This is a genomic window from Asticcacaulis sp. AC402, assembly GCF_000495835.1.
In the GTDB taxonomy this organism is placed as follows: domain Bacteria; phylum Pseudomonadota; class Alphaproteobacteria; order Caulobacterales; family Caulobacteraceae; genus Asticcacaulis.
Window position 1 is genome coordinate 38,071 of record NZ_AWGC01000028.1, and the last position, 18,356, is coordinate 56,426.

16 protein-coding genes and 1 tRNA gene are annotated in these 18,356 nt (G+C 59.3%); 10 read left to right on the plus strand and 7 right to left on the minus strand.

Annotated features, from left to right (window positions below; genetic code table 11):
- Window positions 1-48: 48 nt before the first annotated feature.
- Window positions 49-630, plus strand: coding sequence for a hypothetical protein (locus ABAC402_RS35360; RefSeq protein WP_023450609.1), 582 nt, complete (start codon window positions 49-51; stop codon window positions 628-630).
- Window positions 631-1,094: 464 nt separating this feature from the next.
- On the opposite strand, the gene ABAC402_RS35365 is transcribed toward ABAC402_RS35360, so the two are convergent.
- Window positions 1,095-1,169, minus strand: a tRNA-Gly gene (locus tag ABAC402_RS35365).
- A gap of 256 nt (window positions 1,170-1,425) precedes the next feature.
- A complete protein-coding gene (locus ABAC402_RS35370) occupies window positions 1,426-2,412 on the minus strand; it encodes a D-glycerate dehydrogenase (protein WP_023450610.1) in 987 nt (328 codons plus the stop codon).
- Window positions 2,413-2,814: 402 nt separating this feature from the next.
- On the opposite strand from ABAC402_RS35370, the gene ABAC402_RS35375 reads away from it, so the two are divergent.
- From ABAC402_RS35375 to ABAC402_RS35400, 7 genes are all read left to right on the plus strand, one after another.
- Window positions 2,815-3,408 (plus strand): SH3 domain-containing protein, encoded by a 594-nt coding sequence (locus ABAC402_RS35375; protein ID WP_023450611.1) that lies wholly within the window; start codon window positions 2,815-2,817, stop codon window positions 3,406-3,408.
- 139 nt (window positions 3,409-3,547) lie between these two features.
- Window positions 3,548-4,066 carry a 3-hydroxyacyl-[acyl-carrier-protein] dehydratase FabA gene (gene fabA, locus ABAC402_RS35380; RefSeq protein WP_023450612.1) on the plus strand — a complete coding sequence of 173 codons (519 nt, stop codon included), beginning with the start codon at window positions 3,548-3,550 and terminating at the stop codon, window positions 4,064-4,066.
- Window positions 4,067-4,130: 64 nt separating this feature from the next.
- On the plus strand, window positions 4,131-5,354 hold the full coding sequence (gene fabB, locus ABAC402_RS35385) for a beta-ketoacyl-ACP synthase I (protein WP_031235870.1): 1,224 nt from the start codon (window positions 4,131-4,133) through the stop codon (window positions 5,352-5,354).
- 81 nt (window positions 5,355-5,435) lie between these two features.
- Window positions 5,436-6,251 (plus strand): enoyl-ACP reductase, encoded by an 816-nt coding sequence (locus tag ABAC402_RS35390; protein ID WP_023450614.1) that lies wholly within the window; start codon window positions 5,436-5,438, stop codon window positions 6,249-6,251.
- A gap of 29 nt (window positions 6,252-6,280) precedes the next feature.
- The gene (locus tag ABAC402_RS35395) at window positions 6,281-6,844 is read left to right on the plus strand and encodes a hypothetical protein (protein ID WP_023450615.1); all 564 of its coding nucleotides are present in this window, start codon (window positions 6,281-6,283) and stop codon (window positions 6,842-6,844) included.
- Window positions 6,834-7,010, plus strand: coding sequence for a hypothetical protein (locus ABAC402_RS40580; RefSeq protein WP_023450616.1), 177 nt, complete (start codon window positions 6,834-6,836; stop codon window positions 7,008-7,010). The genes ABAC402_RS35395 and ABAC402_RS40580 overlap by 11 nt, the downstream gene beginning before the upstream one ends.
- The gene (locus ABAC402_RS35400) at window positions 7,007-7,420 is read left to right on the plus strand and encodes a metallopeptidase family protein (RefSeq protein ID WP_023450617.1); all 414 of its coding nucleotides are present in this window, start codon (window positions 7,007-7,009) and stop codon (window positions 7,418-7,420) included. The genes ABAC402_RS40580 and ABAC402_RS35400 overlap by 4 nt, the downstream gene beginning before the upstream one ends.
- Before the next feature lie 107 nt (window positions 7,421-7,527).
- Here the strand turns inward: ABAC402_RS35400 and ABAC402_RS35405 are convergent, their stop codons facing one another.
- Window positions 7,528-7,875, minus strand: coding sequence for a hypothetical protein (locus ABAC402_RS35405; protein WP_155847445.1), 348 nt, complete (start codon window positions 7,873-7,875; stop codon window positions 7,528-7,530).
- A 313-nt stretch (window positions 7,876-8,188) separates the two neighbouring features.
- Between ABAC402_RS35405 and ABAC402_RS39390 the strand changes: the two genes are divergently transcribed.
- Together ABAC402_RS39390 and ABAC402_RS35415 are read left to right on the plus strand one after the other, a co-directional pair.
- Entirely contained in the window at window positions 8,189-10,198 is a 2,010-nt protein-coding gene (locus tag ABAC402_RS39390; RefSeq protein WP_023450619.1) for a polysaccharide lyase family 7 protein, read from the plus strand.
- Window positions 10,199-10,345: 147 nt separating this feature from the next.
- Complete coding sequence (locus ABAC402_RS35415) at window positions 10,346-11,485, plus strand: alginate lyase family protein (protein ID WP_082180015.1); 1,140 nt, start codon at window positions 10,346-10,348, stop codon at window positions 11,483-11,485.
- 310 nt (window positions 11,486-11,795) lie between these two features.
- Here ABAC402_RS35415 and ABAC402_RS35420 read toward each other — a convergent pair whose 3' ends face one another.
- The 4 genes from ABAC402_RS35420 to ABAC402_RS35435 all read right to left on the minus strand — a co-directional run bounded on the left by ABAC402_RS35420 (window position 11,796) and on the right by ABAC402_RS35435 (window position 18,287).
- Entirely contained in the window at window positions 11,796-13,172 is a 1,377-nt protein-coding gene (locus tag ABAC402_RS35420; RefSeq protein ID WP_023450621.1) for a hypothetical protein, read from the minus strand.
- Between the two features lie 230 nt (window positions 13,173-13,402).
- Window positions 13,403-14,821, minus strand: a complete 1,419-nt coding sequence (locus ABAC402_RS35425; RefSeq protein WP_082180017.1) for a hypothetical protein — start codon at window positions 14,819-14,821, stop codon at window positions 13,403-13,405.
- Window positions 14,818-16,089, minus strand: coding sequence for a hypothetical protein (locus tag ABAC402_RS35430; protein ID WP_031235875.1), 1,272 nt, complete (start codon window positions 16,087-16,089; stop codon window positions 14,818-14,820). Before ABAC402_RS35430 ends, ABAC402_RS35425 begins: the two co-directional genes overlap by 4 nt.
- 14 nt (window positions 16,090-16,103) lie before the next feature.
- Window positions 16,104-18,287 carry a tetratricopeptide repeat protein gene (locus tag ABAC402_RS35435; RefSeq protein ID WP_023450624.1) on the minus strand — a complete coding sequence of 728 codons (2,184 nt, stop codon included), beginning with the start codon at window positions 18,285-18,287 and terminating at the stop codon, window positions 16,104-16,106.
- Window positions 18,288-18,356: the final 69 nt, after the last annotated feature.

The window sequence follows — 18,356 nt, forward strand, 5'->3', positions numbered from 1 at the left end:
GAACTCGGGCATGGGCAAAATTTCTGGCTGCCCCTTGGGGAGACCGTCATGCTTACTCGCGCCTACCGATCCATTCACGCCCTGGGCCTGGCGCTTCCCCTGATGGTCGGCCTGGCCACCGTCAGCCAGGCCCAACCGGCGCCGCGTCCTGAAACGCTGCAGGCCGGGCTGAGCGGGCGCTGGACAGGCTATCTGGAATATCGCGACTATCAGAGCAACCAGGCCTTTCGCTTACCCATGGTCAGCGATATGTCGGTGGCGCCGGACAAGGCGACGGTGACGCGCCTGTCCAGTTTCGATGACGGCCCGCAAACCGGTACCGTCTACATTACGACTACGACCCTGTTTGGCGATGCCGAGGCGACCTCGGCCATGTTTCGCAAAGGCCGCAAGGTCGAGCTGATCACTGACCAGACCCTGGTGGCGCGCTTTGTCGATGCCACCCACTGGACGGTGATCTATGAGCGCGACGGGGTCGATGGCGATCAGCCGTCGCGCATTCGCGAGACCGAAACCCGCGATGGCGGCACCTTGACCCGGCTAAAAGAGGTCAAGCCGCTGGGCGCCGAAGACAGCGCCTACGCGTTTCGCAATACCTCGGTCCTAAGCCACCTGTCAGCGGCACAATAGTAGGCGTCGCTGAATCAGACCTGTCCCGCTCTGACGTTAAATTGGACGGCAGAACGCCATGATGAGAGGCGAAGATGTACATCTTGTCCGGTGGTATCCGTCTCCACCCGCCGGACATCCAACGGTCTTTGACATTGTAAATCCAAATATTTTTCCTGCCCGCCTGAGGGGGGAGGAAAAGCGCTGGGCGCAGAAAAACGACAGGGCCGGGCCTATTGCCTGAGTCTGGGCCGACAACACCCTTCGGTCTGCCCCTGAACCCAAACATGGCACACTCCGCGGCGCTTCTTCCCTTTGGTGGCGATCGGATTGACGCAACCCGCTACCGTCGTTTTCGCTTTTGGGCGCAGACTTACGGCCAGGCAGGCGGTTTTTTCCAGGCCCGAGCCAATTCTGGTATGCGTTCCATCTTGGGGCGGAACGCATCCTTGGGACAAGGTCAGTTCAACGGGAAAACGAAAAATTGGAGCGGGCGAAGAGGATCGAACTCTCGACATCCACCTTGGCAAGGTGGCGCTCTACCGCTGAGCTACGCCCGCTCATGTCCGTAAACGCGGGGCGAACCCGCCGGAGAGGCGCGCCTTATAGACTTAAGGCCAAACGGCGCGCAAGTGCTTATTTATGGAATCCTGTGAAAAACTTTTGCTGCTTCAGAGACTGATTTGAAAATGGGTCGGGTTGAGCCGAAAAGGGCTGGTTTCGAGAACCGGAGCGGAGCGTACTTGAGTACGTGAGCACCGGAAGCGCAGAAAACGGCCCTTTGCAGGCCGACCCGACCCATTTGCAAACAGTCTCTCAGAGCATGGCCGGAATAACCCTGTCCGGCGGGCGGTGGCCGTCCTGGAAGGTCTTAACGTTCAGGATCACCCGGTCACCCATGTCTGTCCGCGCCTCGATCGTCGACGACGCCATGTGTGGCAAAAGGATCGCGTTCGGCAACCCGATCAGCTCCGGATTGATCGCCGGCTCGCGCTCATAGACGTCCAGTCCGACGCCGCCGATGCGCTTTTCGCGCAGCATGGCCGCCAGGGCCTGTTCGTCGACGATCTGGCCGCGCGCCGTATTGACCAGGATGGCGTGCGGCTGCAACTTCGCCAGCCGCTCGGCATTCAGCATGTGATAGGTCGAGGACCCGCCCGGCGCGTTTATGGAGATAACGTCCATTCGCGACAACATCTGGTCCAGGTCGTCCCAGTAGGTGGCGCCCAATTCGTCGGAGATCCGCGCCGACACCGGCTTGCGGTTATGATAGTGGACGCTCATCCCGAACGCCCGCGCGCGCCGGGCCAGCGCCTGACCGATGCGGCCCATGCCGATGATCCCCAACCGTTTGCCATAAACCCGGCGACCCAGCAGGAAGGTCGGCGACCAGGCGGAGAACTCACCGCGCTGAACGACCTCGGCCCCTTCGACGAAGCGCCGCGACACGGCCAGGATCAGGCCCATGGTCATTTCCGCCGTATCCTCGGTCAGGACGCCCGGCGTATTGGTGATGATGATGCCCTTTTCGGTGCCCTTAACCACGTCGATATGGTCGTAGCCGACGCCGAAATTGGCGATCATCTTCAGCCGCTCCGGTGCGGCATCAAAGAATTCGGCGTCGATACGGTCGTTGATCGAGGTCACCAGGACGTCGCAATCCTGGGCCGCCTGCAGCAGCGTGTCGCGCGGCATCTGCGCCAACTCGTACCACAAGGTTGTGTTAAACAGCTCCCGCATCCGTGTTTCCACGGATTCGGGCAGCTTGACGGTGAGGACCACCTTAAGTTTCCCAGAGTTCATGAAAGCCTTTTTTGTTTCTTTTCCTCGCACCCGATACCGATCCTTTCCCGAGACCGGCGGAAGCGATGATGCTTTGTTCAATGGCTAGAGCGGTATGCGTTTTGATGGACTCAAAACCCCGCTCTAAGTTTTTGTTGTGTCGCGCAACTTATCCGAAAAGTGCGTCACACTTTATCGGACTGCGCTCTAGAGCAACGGATACGGACGCAGTCGCTCAATTTTACCTGACGCCTCATGTTGATCCAAAAAGTGGAGGCCACTCTTTGGCATGGGGCTCAATTTATCTTCGGTTAACCAAATCTGAACCTTGCCGGCGAAGAATGATCCGCGACCAGGCGTCCGATCCGGCGCTCCAACACGCTTTCCTGCCTAACTCGTCCTGCCAAACACGTCTTTAAAGTCATGTCCGATATTCACCGCACCGACATAAACGCGTTGACCCAGTCAGTTCAAGCCCTTGCGCGCCGTTTTTGCTTCGGCGTGACAGGTTTCGCTGTCCTGGGGATGGCCGCCGCGCCTGTGCAGGCGGCGGAGCCGGCGGTCTATGACACCCCCTCCAAGGCCGCCCTGCCGCGCTGGGCCATGCTGGGCAAGAACGAGATCAATGCCCGCAACGGCCCCAGCCTCGATAATCGCAAGTTGTGGACCTATCGCAAGGCCGGCGTACCGGTACAGATCATTTCCGAAACGCGGGACTGGCGATTAATCTGCGATCCGATGGGCGGGGTTGCCTGGGTCAAGAAGTCGATGCTGCGGTCGTCGCGCACCATCGTTACGCCAACGCAGAAGCTGGAACTGAAGTCTGAGCCCAGGTCGGACGCCGACATCAGGGCGATGGTGCGGCCGCGCGCAGTCGCGCAGGTCGAAAAGTGCAAGGACGATTGGTGCAAGATCTCCATCGGCGGCCAGACCGGCTGGGCCCCCAGGAACGTTCTTTGGGGCACTCAGACCACGGCCGTCTGCGCCCGGCCCAATCCTTTGGCGGCGCACGAATAGGAAACGCCCCAGGAAAAGGCGGCGTAAAAAACGATTGAGCCCCGGCGCCGCGTCGTGTAACGCACTCTCCACTCAAGTTACACACCGTGATCGCGCTTACGGGGAGCGCCGACGCCACGCCATGGAGCCTTATTGACGTATGACGGATCGCCCCAACGCGTTTGACTACGAAGCCTTGCTGGCCTGCGGCCGCGGGGAGATGTTCGGTCCCGGCAATGCCCAGCTGCCGGCGCCCCCGATGCTGATGTTCGACCGAATCATCGAGATCACCGACAATGGCGGCAGCCATAACAAGGGCTATATCGAAGCCGAACTGGATATTCGTCCCGACCTGTGGTTCTTCGGCTGCCACTTTATCGGCGATCCGGTCATGCCGGGCTGCCTGGGACTGGACGCCATGTGGCAGCTGGTCGGCTTCTATCTCGGCTGGCGCGGCAATGCCGGTCGTGGTCGCGCCCTGGGGGTGGGTGACGTCAAGTTTACCGGCCAGGTGACGTCAAACGTCAGGAAAGTGACCTACAAGATCGAAATGAAGCGCGTGATGTCGGGCAAATTGATCATGGGAATCGGCGACGGGGTTGTCGAAGCCGATGGCAAACCTATCTATTCGGCGTCGGGCCTGAGAGTCGGATTGTTCGACGCCAAGGACCTGGGCTAAAGACCCGTCCGCGTCATAAAAAGGGCCGTTTGGCGAGAGTTGGTGGGACTGCAAGGACGTAGGCATGCGTAGAGTCGTGATTTCAGGCATGGGAATTGTTTCTTCCATCGGCACCGGTGTCGAGGCGGTGACCCAGTCCCTTCGCGAGGCACGCTCGGGCGTGGTCGCGGCCGAGGACTATGCCCGGCTGGGCTTCAAGTGCCAGGTGCACGCCGCACCGAAGATCGACGACTGGACCAAGATGGTCGACCGCCGCGCTGCCCGCTTCCTGGCGCCCGGCACGGCCTATGGCCACATCGCCATGGAACAGGCGATCGCCGCTGCCGGCCTGGAAAAGTCCGAGATCTCCAACGAACGCAGTGGCATCATCTTCGGCTCGGGCGGACCTTCGACCCGCGCCATCGTCGAAGCCGCCGATATCACGCGCGAAAAGAATTCGCCCAAGCGCATCGGGCCCTTCGCGGTTCCGAAAGCCATGTCATCGGGCCCATCCGCGACGCTCGCCACCTGGTTCGAGATCCGTGGCATCAACTATTCGATCTCGTCGGCCTGTGCGACTTCGGTCCATTGCATCGGAGCGGCCGCCGAACAGATTCAGATGGGCAAGCAGGACCTGATCTTTGCCGGCGGCACCGAAGAGCTGGACTGGACCCTGTCGGACATGTTCGATGCCATGGGCGCCATGTCGAGCAATTTCAACGACCGCCCGGCCGTGGCCTCGCGCGCCTATGACCGCGACCGCGACGGCTTTGTCATCGCCGGCGGCGCCGGTCTGGTCGTCGTCGAAGACTATGAACACGCCAAGGCGCGGGGCGCCAACATCATTGCTGAAATCGTCGGTTATGCCGCCAACAGCGACGGTTACGACATGGTGGCGCCGTCGGGCGAGGGGGCGGAACGCTGCATGAAGCTGGCCCTGGCCGAGGCCAAGGGGCGCAAGATCGATTATCTTAATCCGCACGGCACCTCGACCCCGGTCGGCGACGCCAAGGAGATGGGGGCGATCCGCAACGTCTTCGGCGACACCGGTCCCATGGTGTCCTCGACCAAGTCGCTGACCGGCCATTCCCTGGGGGCTGCCGGTGCGCAGGAAGCCATCTACTGCCTGCTGATGATGCAGAACGACTTTGCTGCCGAGAGCGCCCATATCGATAATCTCGATCCGGACTTCGATGGCATGCCGATCCTGCGCAAGCGCCATGACGGCCCCATCGGCACGGCCATGTCGAACTCGTTCGGCTTTGGCGGCACCAACGGGTCGATCATCCTCAGCCGCGAAGACCTGTAAATCTGGCATCGTGTAGGTGCTTGCCTTTGGACCTGGAATTTGCTCTTAACGGCCAAAGACTTTTCCAAAAGGACGACGACGATGGCCGATGACTGGAACTTCCCCAAGGGCGACCTGATGAAGGGCAAGAAGGGCCTGATCATGGGCGTGGCCAATGACAAGTCCATTGCCTGGGGCATTGCCTGCCAGTTGGCGGCCCAAGGCGCAGACATCGCCTTGTCCTATCTTGGCGAAAGCCTGCTGCGCCGCGTCCAGCCTCTGGCCGACTCCATCGGCGTCAAACACCTGATCGAATGCGACGTCACCAGTGATGCCTCGATGGACACCGCTTTTTCCCAGTTGAAGGAGATCTACGGCGATATCGACTTTTTGGTGCACTCCGTCGCCTTCGCCAACAAGAACGAACTGCAGGGCTCCTTCGTCGAGAACACGACCCGCGAAGGCTTCCTTCTGGCCATGAACGTATCGGCGTTTTCGTTCGTCGATAGCGCCCGTCGCGCCGCCGAACTGATGCCCAGTGGCGGTTCGCTGATCACCATGACCTATCTGGGATCCGAACGCGTCATTCCCAACTACAACACCATGGGCGTGGCCAAGGCGGCCCTGGAGGCTTCGACGCGCTACATTGCCCGCGACCTCGGTCCCAAGGCCATCCGCGTCAATGCCATCTCGGCCGGCGCCATGCGTACCCTTAGCCTGGCCGGCATCTCGGGCGGTCGTGCCCTGCACGCTAAGGGCAAGGCCTTCTCGCTCATGAAGGAAGACACCGCCATGGAAGGCGTCGCCGGCGCGGCCCTGTGGCTGGCCTCGGACCTCAGCCTGACGACCACGGGCGAAGTCGTCCACGTCGACTCCGGCTTCCATGTGGTCGGCCTTCCCGACGATTTTGAAATGTAAGCGGATGCCGCGGTGTCCAAAGACGTAAAATGTTCATCGCGGGACCCAATGGTGCCGGCAAGACGACGTTTGCGCTGGAGTACCTGCCAGGCGAAGGTGTCCGAAATTTTCTCAATGCCGACATGATTGCGGCCGGGATATCGCCGCTGGAGCCGGAACGTGTCGCAGTCACAGCCGGCCGGCTGTTTCTGGACAAGATCGAGGCCTGTATCGTATCGGGGGAAGATTTCGCCTTCGAAACGACGCTTTCCGGACGTGGCTACCTGCGTCTGATCAACCGGCTGAGATCTGCAGGATGGCAGGTGGAGTTGCACTATCTGGCGTTATTGTCGGTCAATTTGTCGATAGCCAGGGTCAGGGAACGCGTTGCACATGGCGGTCATTCAATCCCTGAGGCCGACATTCAACGCCGTTTCCCGCGCAGTTTGCACAACCTGCTCTATTTCTATAGAATGGCGGTTGATCGATGCGTTTGCCGCGTGAGCACTGACGACCGTATCGCTCTTGTTTTCGAGCAGGCTGGGCCTGTATTCAGGATTTTCGATCAGGACCTTTATGAAGACCTCGAACGACAAGCCCGACATGAACAGTGACGTTACCGAAGCTTCGGATTTCGCCAACCGGAGTCTGGGCGTGCACCAGCGCGCCGTTGACAAGGCCCTGGACCGCAAGCGCAAGCTGGGTCAGTACTGGGTTGTGTGGGACGGCGAAAAGCCGGTCGAGGTTCACCCGGACACCAAGCAGACCGCTGCCGAATGACCATCAAATCCTATGGCGAGGCGCCGACGCTCGACGATATCGAGATTGTCGCCCGCACCACGCTCAAGAAACTGCCGCACCCCTTCGACCGCCACCTGCGCGACGTCGTACTTGTCGTTGAAGATTTCCCGTCTCAGGATCTGTTGGGCGAGTTGGGCATCGAGGATCCGTTCGAACTGACCGGTCTCTATACCGGCCGTCCAGCGGAGCTTGAGGTCCTGACCGGTGACATGCCGCCGATGATCCACCTGTTCCGCCGACCGATCCTCGACGAATGGGCAGAAGGCGGCGTGACACTCGAAGACCTGATCGCCCACATACTGATCCACGAAGCCGGACACCATTTCGGGCTGTCGGACGACGACATGGACTGGATGGAGACCCTGCTCAAAAGCGGCACGGCCCACTAGAGTGCAATCCGATAAAGTGGACGCCACCGCACGGGCGTTCCCGTTTTCGGATAAATTGCGCGACAAAACAGAATCGTAGAGCGGGATGCCCCGTGATGCAAACGCCGTCAGTTGTGCGATGAGGAATCGCGTATAAAAATGGCGAACTGGCCGTCATCCAGATCAGGGGTAGTCTCAAAACTCACAATCGGGGCCAGGTTTGGACGGCTGTTTTCGACGAAGTGACGAAAACTTTTAACCCCATCGCGATTGGCCGCAATGACCACTTCGGCCTGATCAGTAACATCATCACAGATTCGCCCATAGAAATCGTCATAGGCGTCGTCGAATCTATCTTCCTCCTCAAACGCATAGCGTCTGTTTTCCTGCTTATTCTTGTAATATTCGGAAGCTGTGTAAAGGACGGTCTCAGCAACCATTTTCCCGTGGTATGGTGTGCCCCGGCTGTGTGCCATGTTTAGTCTACCTTTCCGTATATTCTTCGTTTCATATAACACCTAATGTCGAGCGATAATCCAGAAAATATTGTAAGTAACGGTTAAATTGATGGTGCGATGCAAATTTTATATATTGCGTTTGCGAAATGAATAGGCTTTTACTCAGATTTTGAGATAGCGTCATGTAGTCAATAAAAAGGGTTAATTCTTCATTTACCATTAGTATAAAGATTCTATTTTCCAGTAAAATTATTGATTGTTTACGCTAATTATTCTTATAATAGACACAAGTTGTAGGTCAAAAATGCCTTGAACTGTAAAGGGTGTGGTGATGACTTATAACTCGGAATACTTTGACCTTACCGGTTGGAAATTGACCCTGCCGATTGACGCCGATGGTGACAATGACGGCAGATCGATTGAGATAAAGGATCTGATCCGGTTCAACGATGATCGTTTTTTTTATGTGGCGCCTGACAACGCTATGGTGTTCCGGGCGACGGCCGATGGAGCCACAACCTCGGGATCAAAATATGCCCGAGCTGAGTTACGTGAAATGACCAACGGGAAAGAAGCAGCCTGGACTTTGCAGCAAGGGGGCAGCCTGACGGCGACCCTGTCAGTAAACCGCTGCCCGACCCTGGCGGACGGAAGCATGGGAAAGATTGTGATCGGTCAGATCCACGGCGCGAACGAGGAACTGGTCCGTTTATACTATGACAATGGTACGCTTTACTTTGTCAACGACAAGGCCGGTGTGGACAACCGTGAAACAAAATTCTACCTCTGCGACTCTGATGGGGGGATGCCAGACGTCGATATCGGCGAAAAATTTTCTTATGCTATCACTGTCAGCAACCGGATTCTTTCGGTTACCGTCTATGCGGACGGTCGGGAATACACATCGAGGACCACTGTAAACAGCATCTGGAACAACGATAAATTCTATTTCAAGAGCGGTGTTTACCTCGGCACCAATGAAACCACGTCGACGGGTGTTGGCGAAGCCTCGTTTTACGCTCTGGATTTTAGTCACGCCGCCGGACAAGGGCTGGCGGGCCTGGCCGATATCTCATCTCCCGCGACGCGCGTGGATCTGGGGGGCACAGCGAGGAATGATGTGCTTCGGGGCAGTTTCGAAAATGATGTCATCTTCGGTCAGAACGGGCACGACATTCTGAATGGCAATGGCGGCGCGGACAAGTTGTATGGAGGGGCCGGAGATGACCGACTGAATGGCGGTGACGCTGGCGATGACATGCGGGGCGGGGACGGCAATGACACCTATATCGTTGACGATGTCAGAGACTTGGTTGTCGAGTTTGTTCGTGAGGGAGCCGACACCATTCATGCCTCGGTGAGCTATGTTCTGCCTGTCAATGTAGAGATTTTGCGGTTGACGGGAACAGCGAGTATTGACGCGATCGGGAACAAGAATGGCAATAACCTGATTGGAAATGGCGCCAATAATGTCCTTGACGGTAGAGCAGGGTCCGACACCCTGCAGGGCATGGGAGGACATGACATCTACTATGTCGATAGCGCCGGCGACAAGGTTGTTGAACTCGAGAAATCCGGTACCGACCTTGTCATCAGCAGCGTCTCGTACAGGTTGACGAAGCAGGTCGAAAACCTGACCTTGACCGATTTTGCCATTTCGGGTTTCGGCAACGAATTGAACAACCGATTAACGGGGAATGCGCAGGACAATGTTTTGCGCGGCTTCGCTGGTAACGACAGCCTCGATGGTGGCGAAGGCGCAGACCTGATGGTCGGTGGACCTGGCAACGACACCTACGTGGTTGACAACGTGGCGGATGTCATCGTTGAAGCGGGTGTTGGTGGCAACGACGTCGTCAAGTCTTCGGTCAGTTATGCCATCTGGTCCGGAATCGAAGATCTCTATCTGGTAACGGCCGATACCGCGTCGGCGACGGGGAACGATCTCAACAACAAGATTGTCGGCGGCGCGGGAGCCAACCAGATTGCGGGTGGCCTTGGCCATGACATACTGACCGGTGGCGGTGGTGCCGACCGCTTTGTCTTCGACGGCGAGCTGTGTGCGACGACAAATGTCGACACAATCACGGATTTCAAATCGCGCTGGGATCAGGTCGTTTTGGATCATCGGATTTTCGACGCCTTGGCGGTCGGAGCCCTGACATCCGAGTCTTTTGGTCTGGGTGCCAGTGCAACACAAGATGATCATCGCATCGTCTATGATCAGACAACGGGCGCGCTGTACTATGACAAGGACGGTTGCGGCGCCGCAGCCCAGGTTCAGTTTGCCTGGCTTGTCGGGGGCCCCGCGATCGCTTTCTCGGATTTTGTCATCGTCTGACAGTCTGTGTTGCAAGGAGATTGACGCCAGAGCTGACACGAATCGGACACAAAATTGTGCGACGCACAATCGGGTTGGGTCAGAGCGTTGGGCCGGGCCGATTCGCGTCGCGCACCCTTGCGGGGCCCGTTCGAACGAGGTGTCAGAATGTCGTTGCTTCGTCGCCGGGACTTTGTCGCATTGAGCGCCCTGGCGCTGCCCGGGGTTGCCGGATGCAGGTATGCGTCAGCAGCCAACACAGGGTACGATGCCAGCACGCCGGAGCTTGCGTTTCCCGGTCTCAAGTCTCCGTTTGACGTTGCCGCAGCACGAGCCCGGCGTGGCAAGCCCGCCACGGATTTGGACTGCGACAGCGCACCTCGTCCCGTTGTCGTCCTGGACCACGAGTCCAAATACCGACCCGGCACCCGTTCTTCGATCGTCGACCCGGATCGGGAAGACGACTATCAGGCCAAGCTGAAGGAGGTCAGCGGCTTTTACAACCCGCTGACGCGGATCTCCGATCGCTATGTCAAGTCGCAACCTCGCGCCAGCGAGATCGCCCTGTGTGCCCTTACCTGGCTCGAGAGCTGGGCCGAAGCAGGAGCGCTTGAAAAAGGGGTTACCGAGCAGGGCCGCATGGTTCAGACCTGGGCCCTGGCCAGTCTGTCATCGTCCTGGCTCAAGATTCGCGCCGATCCGTACCTAAGCGACAATGCACGCCAACGGGTTACAGATTGGCTTGAGCGCCTCAACAGATTGGTGATGATCAATTTCGAAAGCAAGACGGACGAAAGGAGCCGGCGCAACAATCACCGCTACTGGGCCAACTGGGCTGTGTGTGCCACCGCGACGGTTCTGAACGACAGCAAGGCCTATAGATGGGCCAGTGAGGGTTTTGAACGCGCCTGCGCCCAGATTGAGCCCGATGGGGTCTTGCCTCTTGAGATGGAGCGCCGCAGCAAAGCGTTGCATTATCACAATTTTTCCCTTGGTCCCCTCGTGCTTCAGGCCGAATCGCTGATCGCCAATGGCGTTCCCGATCCCTATGACCGTGACGACAGTGCATTACGCCGTCTGGTGGATCTGGTTGTCGCAGCTCTGCGCGATCCGGAACTCATTGCCAGGCGTGCCGGAGAAACCCAGGACCTTGAAGGTACGCTTAAGGAAACCCAACTGGCGTGGATGGAGCCCTACTTTGCCCGTTTCAAGGACGACAGTCTTGCGCCCTGGCTCCAGGCCTATCGACCGATGGTGGCTCACCGTCTGGGCGGAGACCTTACCGTCCTGTTCGGCGTTGATCTGTAGTTATACCAACCCGCGAAAATCTTGACTCATCAAGGGTTGGCAAGTGCGCCAGTGTACGTTTCCGGGGCGCCCGAGCTTTTGCGAGGAGCCATGGGGGGCGCCTAGTCCGGCGCTTGAGCTGAAAAAAAAGGGAATACCAAGCGCCATTCTTTATGAGGCTTGGTGTTATACCAATCCACGATGACCTTGACTCATCATGGATTGGCAAGGGCGACTGCCCGCCCGAGCTTACGCGAGGAGCCATGCGGCGCTTGAGCTGAAAAAAGGGAATACCAAGCGTCATTCTTTATGAGGCTTGGTACTACAGTGTCTATGCCGTCGCCCGGCAGATACGCGCCGAAACTTTTCCCGTCATGCGTTGATCGAGAACCAGCGATATATCGACCAGTTCAGTGCCATCGCGCGGTACGCGGACGATGATCTTGTTGGCAGGATGTGACCAGCGCGTCGCGTCAATGTCAAAGCGGTCTTTCGTGCCGTCGCTATAGTTCAGGTAGAAATGGTAGCGCCGAATATTGGCTTTGCCAAAGTCCATTACGGCGTTGACCGGCCCTCTGATACGACTGTAATCGGCCGATGCGACCTTAAATGCGGTCGTCTGGCCAAGCTTAACGGGCGTTGCCGCTCCCGAGATCAGCGCATTTTTACCACAGTCGCCGTCAGCAGCACCTACAATCAGGTGCAGGTCGTCAGCTTCGCGGAGATTATGATATTGCATTTCCCAGATCAGGAATTTGGGTTTGGTCCGGGCATAGTCTTCGGACGAAAGGTAGGACAGTATCGAGGCCGACAGGCCGCCGCCGGCAATGCCATGATTTGCGACGTCCGTTGCCAACTCCTCGCGAAGAAAGCCGGAAAAATTGGCACCGTCATAGACACTGGAGCCCGTGCCGACCAGGACAACCTCGCCGCCGGCGAGATAAGGACGCGCGGGGGTTTCGGTCACGGCGCCTGGCCTGGCCGAAGGGGCACCTGCATCCGTCGTCTGCGTTGCCACGGTAGCGTAGACAATACCCATCTCCCTGGGGGAGGCGCTGTTGCAAATCCTGTGCGCTTCCTGACGCAGGGCTTGAATGACAGGTTGTCGCGGAGCCGGCATCGTTTTGAAACGCTTGGCCGTGAGCCGGCTGAACAGGGGGTCTTTCGAGATTTCCTGCCGCAACGCCCTGGCTGTTACAAAGGCGCCGTAAGCGGTCCAACGCGGGTCACCCGACAGGTAAAACTCAGTGGACGCGCCTTCCAGACTATGACCAGGCAGAACGAAGCCGGATTTCCCCGCGGCCGACAGCGGGTCGGTTGCCACGATGCCGGCACCACGCAGTCGTTTGATCGTGGTACCATAGAACGACATCGCGGCATCGGGCGAGAACCGTTGTCCGCGAAGGCCCGCAAGATCGATGAACTGCCGCATGGTTGCCCCGCGTGGGGGCATTACGCTGATCACGAGTCGGGTGCCAGACAGGGCCAGGCGACGATTCAGGCGGGCAAAGTTCTCCACAGCGGCCACGGACACTGGCGGCAAGGCCGTGAGGTCGGTTTGCGTTCGAAACAACCACTCCCCCTGGCCGTGCCGGATGTAGCGGTACCTGTCGTCGGAATAAAACCTGGCCTCGTCCAGTTGCGGGCAGCTCCACGCCGGGGTGACGGGTACCGCCGGTCCGTCTGTCGCCTGGCTGTGCGCGGGCATTGCCACCGCGTACAGAACAATCAGTGCGAGTGCGCCAACCTGCCTCGTCAGCCTAAACATGTGGGATCGGAGCATGCCGCAGGTTCCAGGCCGGGAGTGAAGGCCGGACAAGCGGCTAGAGCGCAATCCGACAAAGTGTGCTGCACTTTTCGGATAAACTGCGCGACAAAACAAAAACTTAGAGCGGAGTTTTGACTCCATCAAAACGCTTCCCGCTCTCATGTGAATTCCTAGAGAGAAGCGCGGCAGATCCTCGCTGAAACGTTTCCGCTCAGACGCTGATCCGGTACCAGGGAAATGCTGGCCAAGTCCGCACCGTCGCGCGGTACGCGCACGATGATCTTGTTGGCGGGATGTGACCATCGCGTTGCGTCAACGTCAAAGCGCGCCTTTGTGCCATCGGTATAGGTCAGATACAGGTGATAGCGCCGCGCATCACTGTCGCCGAAGTCGAGCACAGCGTTCGCAGGCCCTTTTATGCGGTGGCGATCGCCCGACCGCACGGTAAAGGCCGTCGTCTGTCCCAGCTTAACCGGCGTTTCCTTACCGGCGATCAGCGCCTTGGCGCCGCAATCGCCATCAGCAGCGCCCATGATGAGCGGCAGGGCGTCGACCTCCTTGAGGTTATGGTATTGCATCTCCCAGATCAGGAACTTGGGCTTGGCCTGAGCATAGTCTTCCGACAGCATATAGGAGAGAATCGAGGCCGAAAGCCCGCCGCCAGCTATGCCATAGTTGGCGACTTCCGTACCCAGTTCCTGGCGCAGGAAGCCGGAAAAATTGGCGTATTCCACGACACTGAAACTCGTCCCGACGAGGGCGACCTCGACTCCGGCATCGTCAAGTAGTCCACCGTCGCCCAGCAGCCCCCCTGCATCATCCGCGGCTTCGGCGACCGTATCGTAAAAGACGCGCATTTCGCCGTTGTAGGGCACTTTGCAGATCTTGTAGGCCTCCTCGCGGATGGTTTGAACGGTGAGCTTGGGCGCGACAAGCGACGTCGCGAACTGGCCTGGCGGAAGCGAGGCGAACTCAGGATTTTTCGCCATTTCCTGTTTGAGGGCCTTGGCGGTCACGAAGGCGCCATAGGCTGTCCAATGCAGGTCACCCGACAGATAAAACTCCCTCGGCGTGCCCTCCAGAGTGAAGGCAGGATTGTTCGCGGCCAGTATTGTGTCGGGCGCCATGATGCCAACGCCGCGCAGGCGTTTGACCATGGTGAAATAGGTCGACATGGCCGCGTCGGCCGAGAAGGGTTCACCGCGCAGTCCAATGGGATCGATAAACTGCCGCATGATGGCACCGCGCGGCGGTGAAACGGAAATGACGAGGCGGGTACCCGAATCCGCCAGCCGTTTTCTCAGGCGCGCGAAGTTGTCGATATTGGCTGCCGACAGCGGCGCCATCAGCGTCAGGTCGGTGCCCGTGCGGAATAGCCATTCCCCCTTGCCCTGCCGAATAAAGCGATAGCCTTCATTGGTGTAGGCGTCCGCATGATCCAGTTGCGGGCAGATCCAGGGCTTTGCCGAGGCTGCAGCGGGTACAGGAGCAGGCGGGGCAGCGCCAACCGGCGACGCACCTGCAGCTATGGCCATCAGAGCCAGGACCTTAACCTGTTTCAATATTCGAAACACTCTGGATGGGATCATGACGCGGGTTCCAGTTTAAGAGAGACGGCCGGACGGAGGGCCACGAGAACGGACAAGAGAGCGAGGCCGCCCAGAAGCAGAGGTGCCGACAGAAATTGCATGGGTTCGCCGGAGATGCGGTCAAAGTTCAGCAGGCACCATCCGATGGCAAGGCCGGCCGACAGCAAAACGGTCGCACCGAAAACCTGACCCGTGCGCAGATGCGCTGCCCAGCCGCCAAATACCACCAACGCGATAAGCGCGTAGGCGGCCAGGGCAAATCCTCCGCCCGTGTCTGCCACCCAACCCCAAACGCGCGTTCCGGCACGGGGGATGGCGCCACCTCCACTGCTTATGACCACGGCCAGGTCGGTGAACTGATTGCTGATGTAGCGGAGGCCGTCAATCACGGCCGGGCCGCGGACCAGAACATTCGCCAGGGCCAGGAGCAGGATGAGAGCCAACGCCGCGACAGTATAGGCCGCCGCCGCAGTCAAAAGGTCTCGTAGAGGCATATCGCGCGTGGCGAGACCGCAGAGGTAACAGATCAGGACGGTCAAACCGAGTCCGGAGCCGTAGTCGAACAAGACGGCGCTGGCTCCGAGCGCGGCGCTCAGGGTCGCCATGGTGGTTTTGGAAAGCTTCTTCGGCAGGAGCGCGGCCGCAACAGCCAGCGGCCACAACAGGCTGGCCACCCCCAGCGACGGGCTCATAGCGGAAAAGGTGGCGGACATCAGACTAGTCAGCCCCAGCAGGCCGAGCCCGGTGACGGTCGCGCTTCTGCGACGCCAGAGCAGGAAGCCAAGCCCTGCGCCGATAGCAAGGGCCATCAGCGGCATCAGGATTTGCCATAAGGACATGGGAGCGACCGCCAGGCTTAGCCTCAGCCATGCCCGCAGACCTGCCGGATTGCTGGTAAGCGGACGCAGATCGATCTCCGGCCGGCTTCCCCTATAGGCAAGGTCCCGGCTCATCTGACAGGTTCCGAGTATGCGATCCCGGTCAAATGGCATTTGCGGGGCCAAAAGGTAACGATCGAATTGCGAACCGGCTGCCAAGAGATCGCCGGCAAGCTGGCAATCCGCCTGGACTCGGCCAAGGCCGGCATAGGTCGGGTAGGCCGCTTCATCGCCGATCAACGCACCGCTGACAAACGCAGCTTTCACATACGGGCCGGGGTTGGCCAGGCGCGCAACGGACAAAAGGCACAAGGCCGCTACCAAAACCGCGGCGATGACAGCCGTGACGGCGCTTGGCACCAATAGACGATCGGAGTTCTTAAATTGCATGCTGCGTTTCTGCCTTACTCGACCGGTGAAACCGCAGCCGCAGCTTCCGCGACGGGCTGGGTAGTGGTCTCGGTTGTGGTTGTGGGTGCGTTCGTTTCTTCCGTCGGTGCCAGGCTGGTAGTACGCATTACAGTCTCGGCTGCACGCGTCTTCGCAACGGCCGCTGTCGGCGTGAAGGCAGATATGGGTTTAGGCGCAGGATCGAGCGGTGTTGAGCCATCGCTGCTCCCCAAAAGCTGGCTCAATATACCGGAGGCGGGCTTAAAGTTTCCGTCTTTGGCGCGGTTAAGGTAGGCAATGCCTTCGCTTCTGTTGCTGGGGCCGCCGCGCCCCTCGACCAGATATACGCCGTACCAGTACAGCCCTTCAGGATTGTTGATCGCCGCACTGCGCTGAACCCAGGATCGGGCTTCGGTGACCGACTTATCAACGCCGTCACCGCTTTCGTAGCAATAGGATAGCAAGATCATCCCTTCGCCACTGCCGGCCTCCGCGGCGCGGCGGAAGGTTGCGGCCGCAAGCACCGGGTCCTTGTTGACACCGTAGCCGGTGGCGTAGCTTCTGCCCATTTCCACCAGACCATCGAGATTTCCGGCCTTGGCGGCCTGGTCGAAATAGGCGAAAGCGCGGGCACTGTCGATCGGAACGCCGGCACCGCTGGCATAGGCCCTGCCCAGATCGACATAAGCATAGGTCTCGCCATGTATGGCGGCCTGTCTCAGCCAATTGACGGCTTTCGCTGACGCATTGTCTTCCGGAAGTTCGAAATGGAGATTGCCGAGTTTGCGCATGGCGCGCGGGTCATTCTGCCGGACCGCGGCCTCAAGATAGCCCTTGGCGCGCAGGCGGTCCTGCTGGACGACCTCGCCTGCGGCGTAGGCATCGCCCAGAATGATCAGCATGCGCGGCGACGTCGCGCCAGCTTCCACCGCGCTGGCCGCCCATCGGAACGCCTCAACCGCATTCTTTGCCACCACTTCGTCACCGCGGTCATACCGGACCGCCAGTTCGATTCGCGCCGTCAAGCGGCCGGCGCGTGCGGCCTGAACGAGGTAGTTGAAGGCCACACGGCGATCCTGAGTCAGCCCGTGCATCCCCTTGTCATGAAACTCGTAGAGCCGCCACGCCGCCCCGGAATTGCCGCCCTGCGCGGCCTGATTAAGCAGCAGGAAGGCTTCATTGATCGATTCGGGGAGTGCCGGCGTGCGTTTCAGCAAGGTGTCGGCCAGTTCATATCGCGCTGTGGCCGCGCCTTTTGCCGCGGCCAGGCGCAAATAGCTTTCAGCCTGCTGCGCATTGGCTGTGACGCCGCGTCCGTACTTGAAATCCAGGGCCAGTTCTGTGAAGGCGCCGATGGATGTGCCGGCCTTGGCAGCTTCCAGCGCCAGCTTGTGTGCCTTGGCGGCGGACTCTGGCTTTCCGTCCAGATGCAGCAATCCGATTTGTCGCAAGCGTGCGGCATTGCTGTTGCGGGCCACGGCGCGATCGTACCATAGGCCCGCCATCGAAAGGTCCCGGCGGACGCCCGCCCCATCGCGGTAGGCATCGCCCACCGCAACCATGGCGCTTGCCGCGCCGGCTTCAGCTTCCTTCAGGTTGTTGATGAAGGCGCGATAGCGCAGGTCGGCCACCAGATAGGGGCTTCTGCTTTCCAGCTTGCGGTCCTCAATCAGACCGGTCAGGATTTCCCCGGCCCGTGCATCAGCTTCAGACGCAGATTCAAGCAGGCTGAAAACCTCTGTCTTGTCGCTTTCCGGTCGCTTCAACATGTCTTCAGCCAGGAGCCGTTTTGCCTGCTTGTTGCCGTTGCGGGCGGCGGCGCGCATGGCAAAAATGGCTTCGTCCGGAGACCTTGCCAGTTCGGGACTTCCGACCAGAAGTTCGGCAAGCAGGGTGCGGGCGCGATCGCCATAGGATGGGTCGGCTGAGGCGCGACGCAGCATGTCGGCAGCGCTGCGCAACCGTGTCGGGTCTTGGCCGGAGGACGACGACCGCAGCAGGAACTTGGCCTGGTAATAGTCTGCGGCCCAGCTATCAATCGTCTTCAGATGCTGCAACTCCGTCCAGGCCGCCGCAGCATTGCCCTTCTCGACGTACTGATCAGACAATTTTACTAGCCGCTCGATTTGAGCTTCGGGACGCAAAAACCAGGCGCCAGCGCCAGCGGCACCGAGCAGGGCCGTCAGCGAAGCTGCCATGACAAAGATGGACCAGGGCTTGCTTGAGGTTCCGGCGTTTTTTGAGATGGCTGGTTTTCCCGGGATAGC

Bases quoted from the DNA above. Each gene is read 5' to 3' on its own strand.
- ABAC402_RS35360 (WP_023450609.1), top strand. From the start codon at position 49: ATGCTTACTCGCGCCTACCGATCCATTCACGCCCTGGGCCTGGCGCTT.
- ABAC402_RS35370 (WP_023450610.1), bottom strand. From the start codon at position 2,412: ATGAACTCTGGGAAACTTAAGGTGGTCCTCACCGTCAAGCTGCCCGAA.
- ABAC402_RS35375 (WP_023450611.1), top strand. From the start codon at position 2,815: ATGTCCGATATTCACCGCACCGACATAAACGCGTTGACCCAGTCAGTT.
- fabA (WP_023450612.1), top strand. From the start codon at position 3,548: ATGACGGATCGCCCCAACGCGTTTGACTACGAAGCCTTGCTGGCCTGC.
- fabB (WP_031235870.1), top strand. From the start codon at position 4,131: ATGCGTAGAGTCGTGATTTCAGGCATGGGAATTGTTTCTTCCATCGGC.
- ABAC402_RS35390 (WP_023450614.1), top strand. From the start codon at position 5,436: ATGGCCGATGACTGGAACTTCCCCAAGGGCGACCTGATGAAGGGCAAG.
- ABAC402_RS35395 (WP_023450615.1), top strand. From the start codon at position 6,281: ATGTTCATCGCGGGACCCAATGGTGCCGGCAAGACGACGTTTGCGCTG.
- ABAC402_RS40580 (WP_023450616.1), top strand. From the start codon at position 6,834: ATGAACAGTGACGTTACCGAAGCTTCGGATTTCGCCAACCGGAGTCTG.
- ABAC402_RS35400 (WP_023450617.1), top strand. From the start codon at position 7,007: ATGACCATCAAATCCTATGGCGAGGCGCCGACGCTCGACGATATCGAG.
- ABAC402_RS35405 (WP_155847445.1), bottom strand. From the start codon at position 7,875: ATGGCACACAGCCGGGGCACACCATACCACGGGAAAATGGTTGCTGAG.
- ABAC402_RS39390 (WP_023450619.1), top strand. From the start codon at position 8,189: ATGACTTATAACTCGGAATACTTTGACCTTACCGGTTGGAAATTGACC.
- ABAC402_RS35415 (WP_082180015.1), top strand. From the start codon at position 10,346: ATGTCGTTGCTTCGTCGCCGGGACTTTGTCGCATTGAGCGCCCTGGCG.
- ABAC402_RS35420 (WP_023450621.1), bottom strand. From the start codon at position 13,172: ATGCCCGCGCACAGCCAGGCGACAGACGGACCGGCGGTACCCGTCACC.
- ABAC402_RS35425 (WP_082180017.1), bottom strand. From the start codon at position 14,821: ATGATCCCATCCAGAGTGTTTCGAATATTGAAACAGGTTAAGGTCCTG.
- ABAC402_RS35430 (WP_031235875.1), bottom strand. From the start codon at position 16,089: ATGCAATTTAAGAACTCCGATCGTCTATTGGTGCCAAGCGCCGTCACG.
- ABAC402_RS35435 (WP_023450624.1), bottom strand. From the start codon at position 18,287: ATGGCAGCTTCGCTGACGGCCCTGCTCGGTGCCGCTGGCGCTGGCGCC.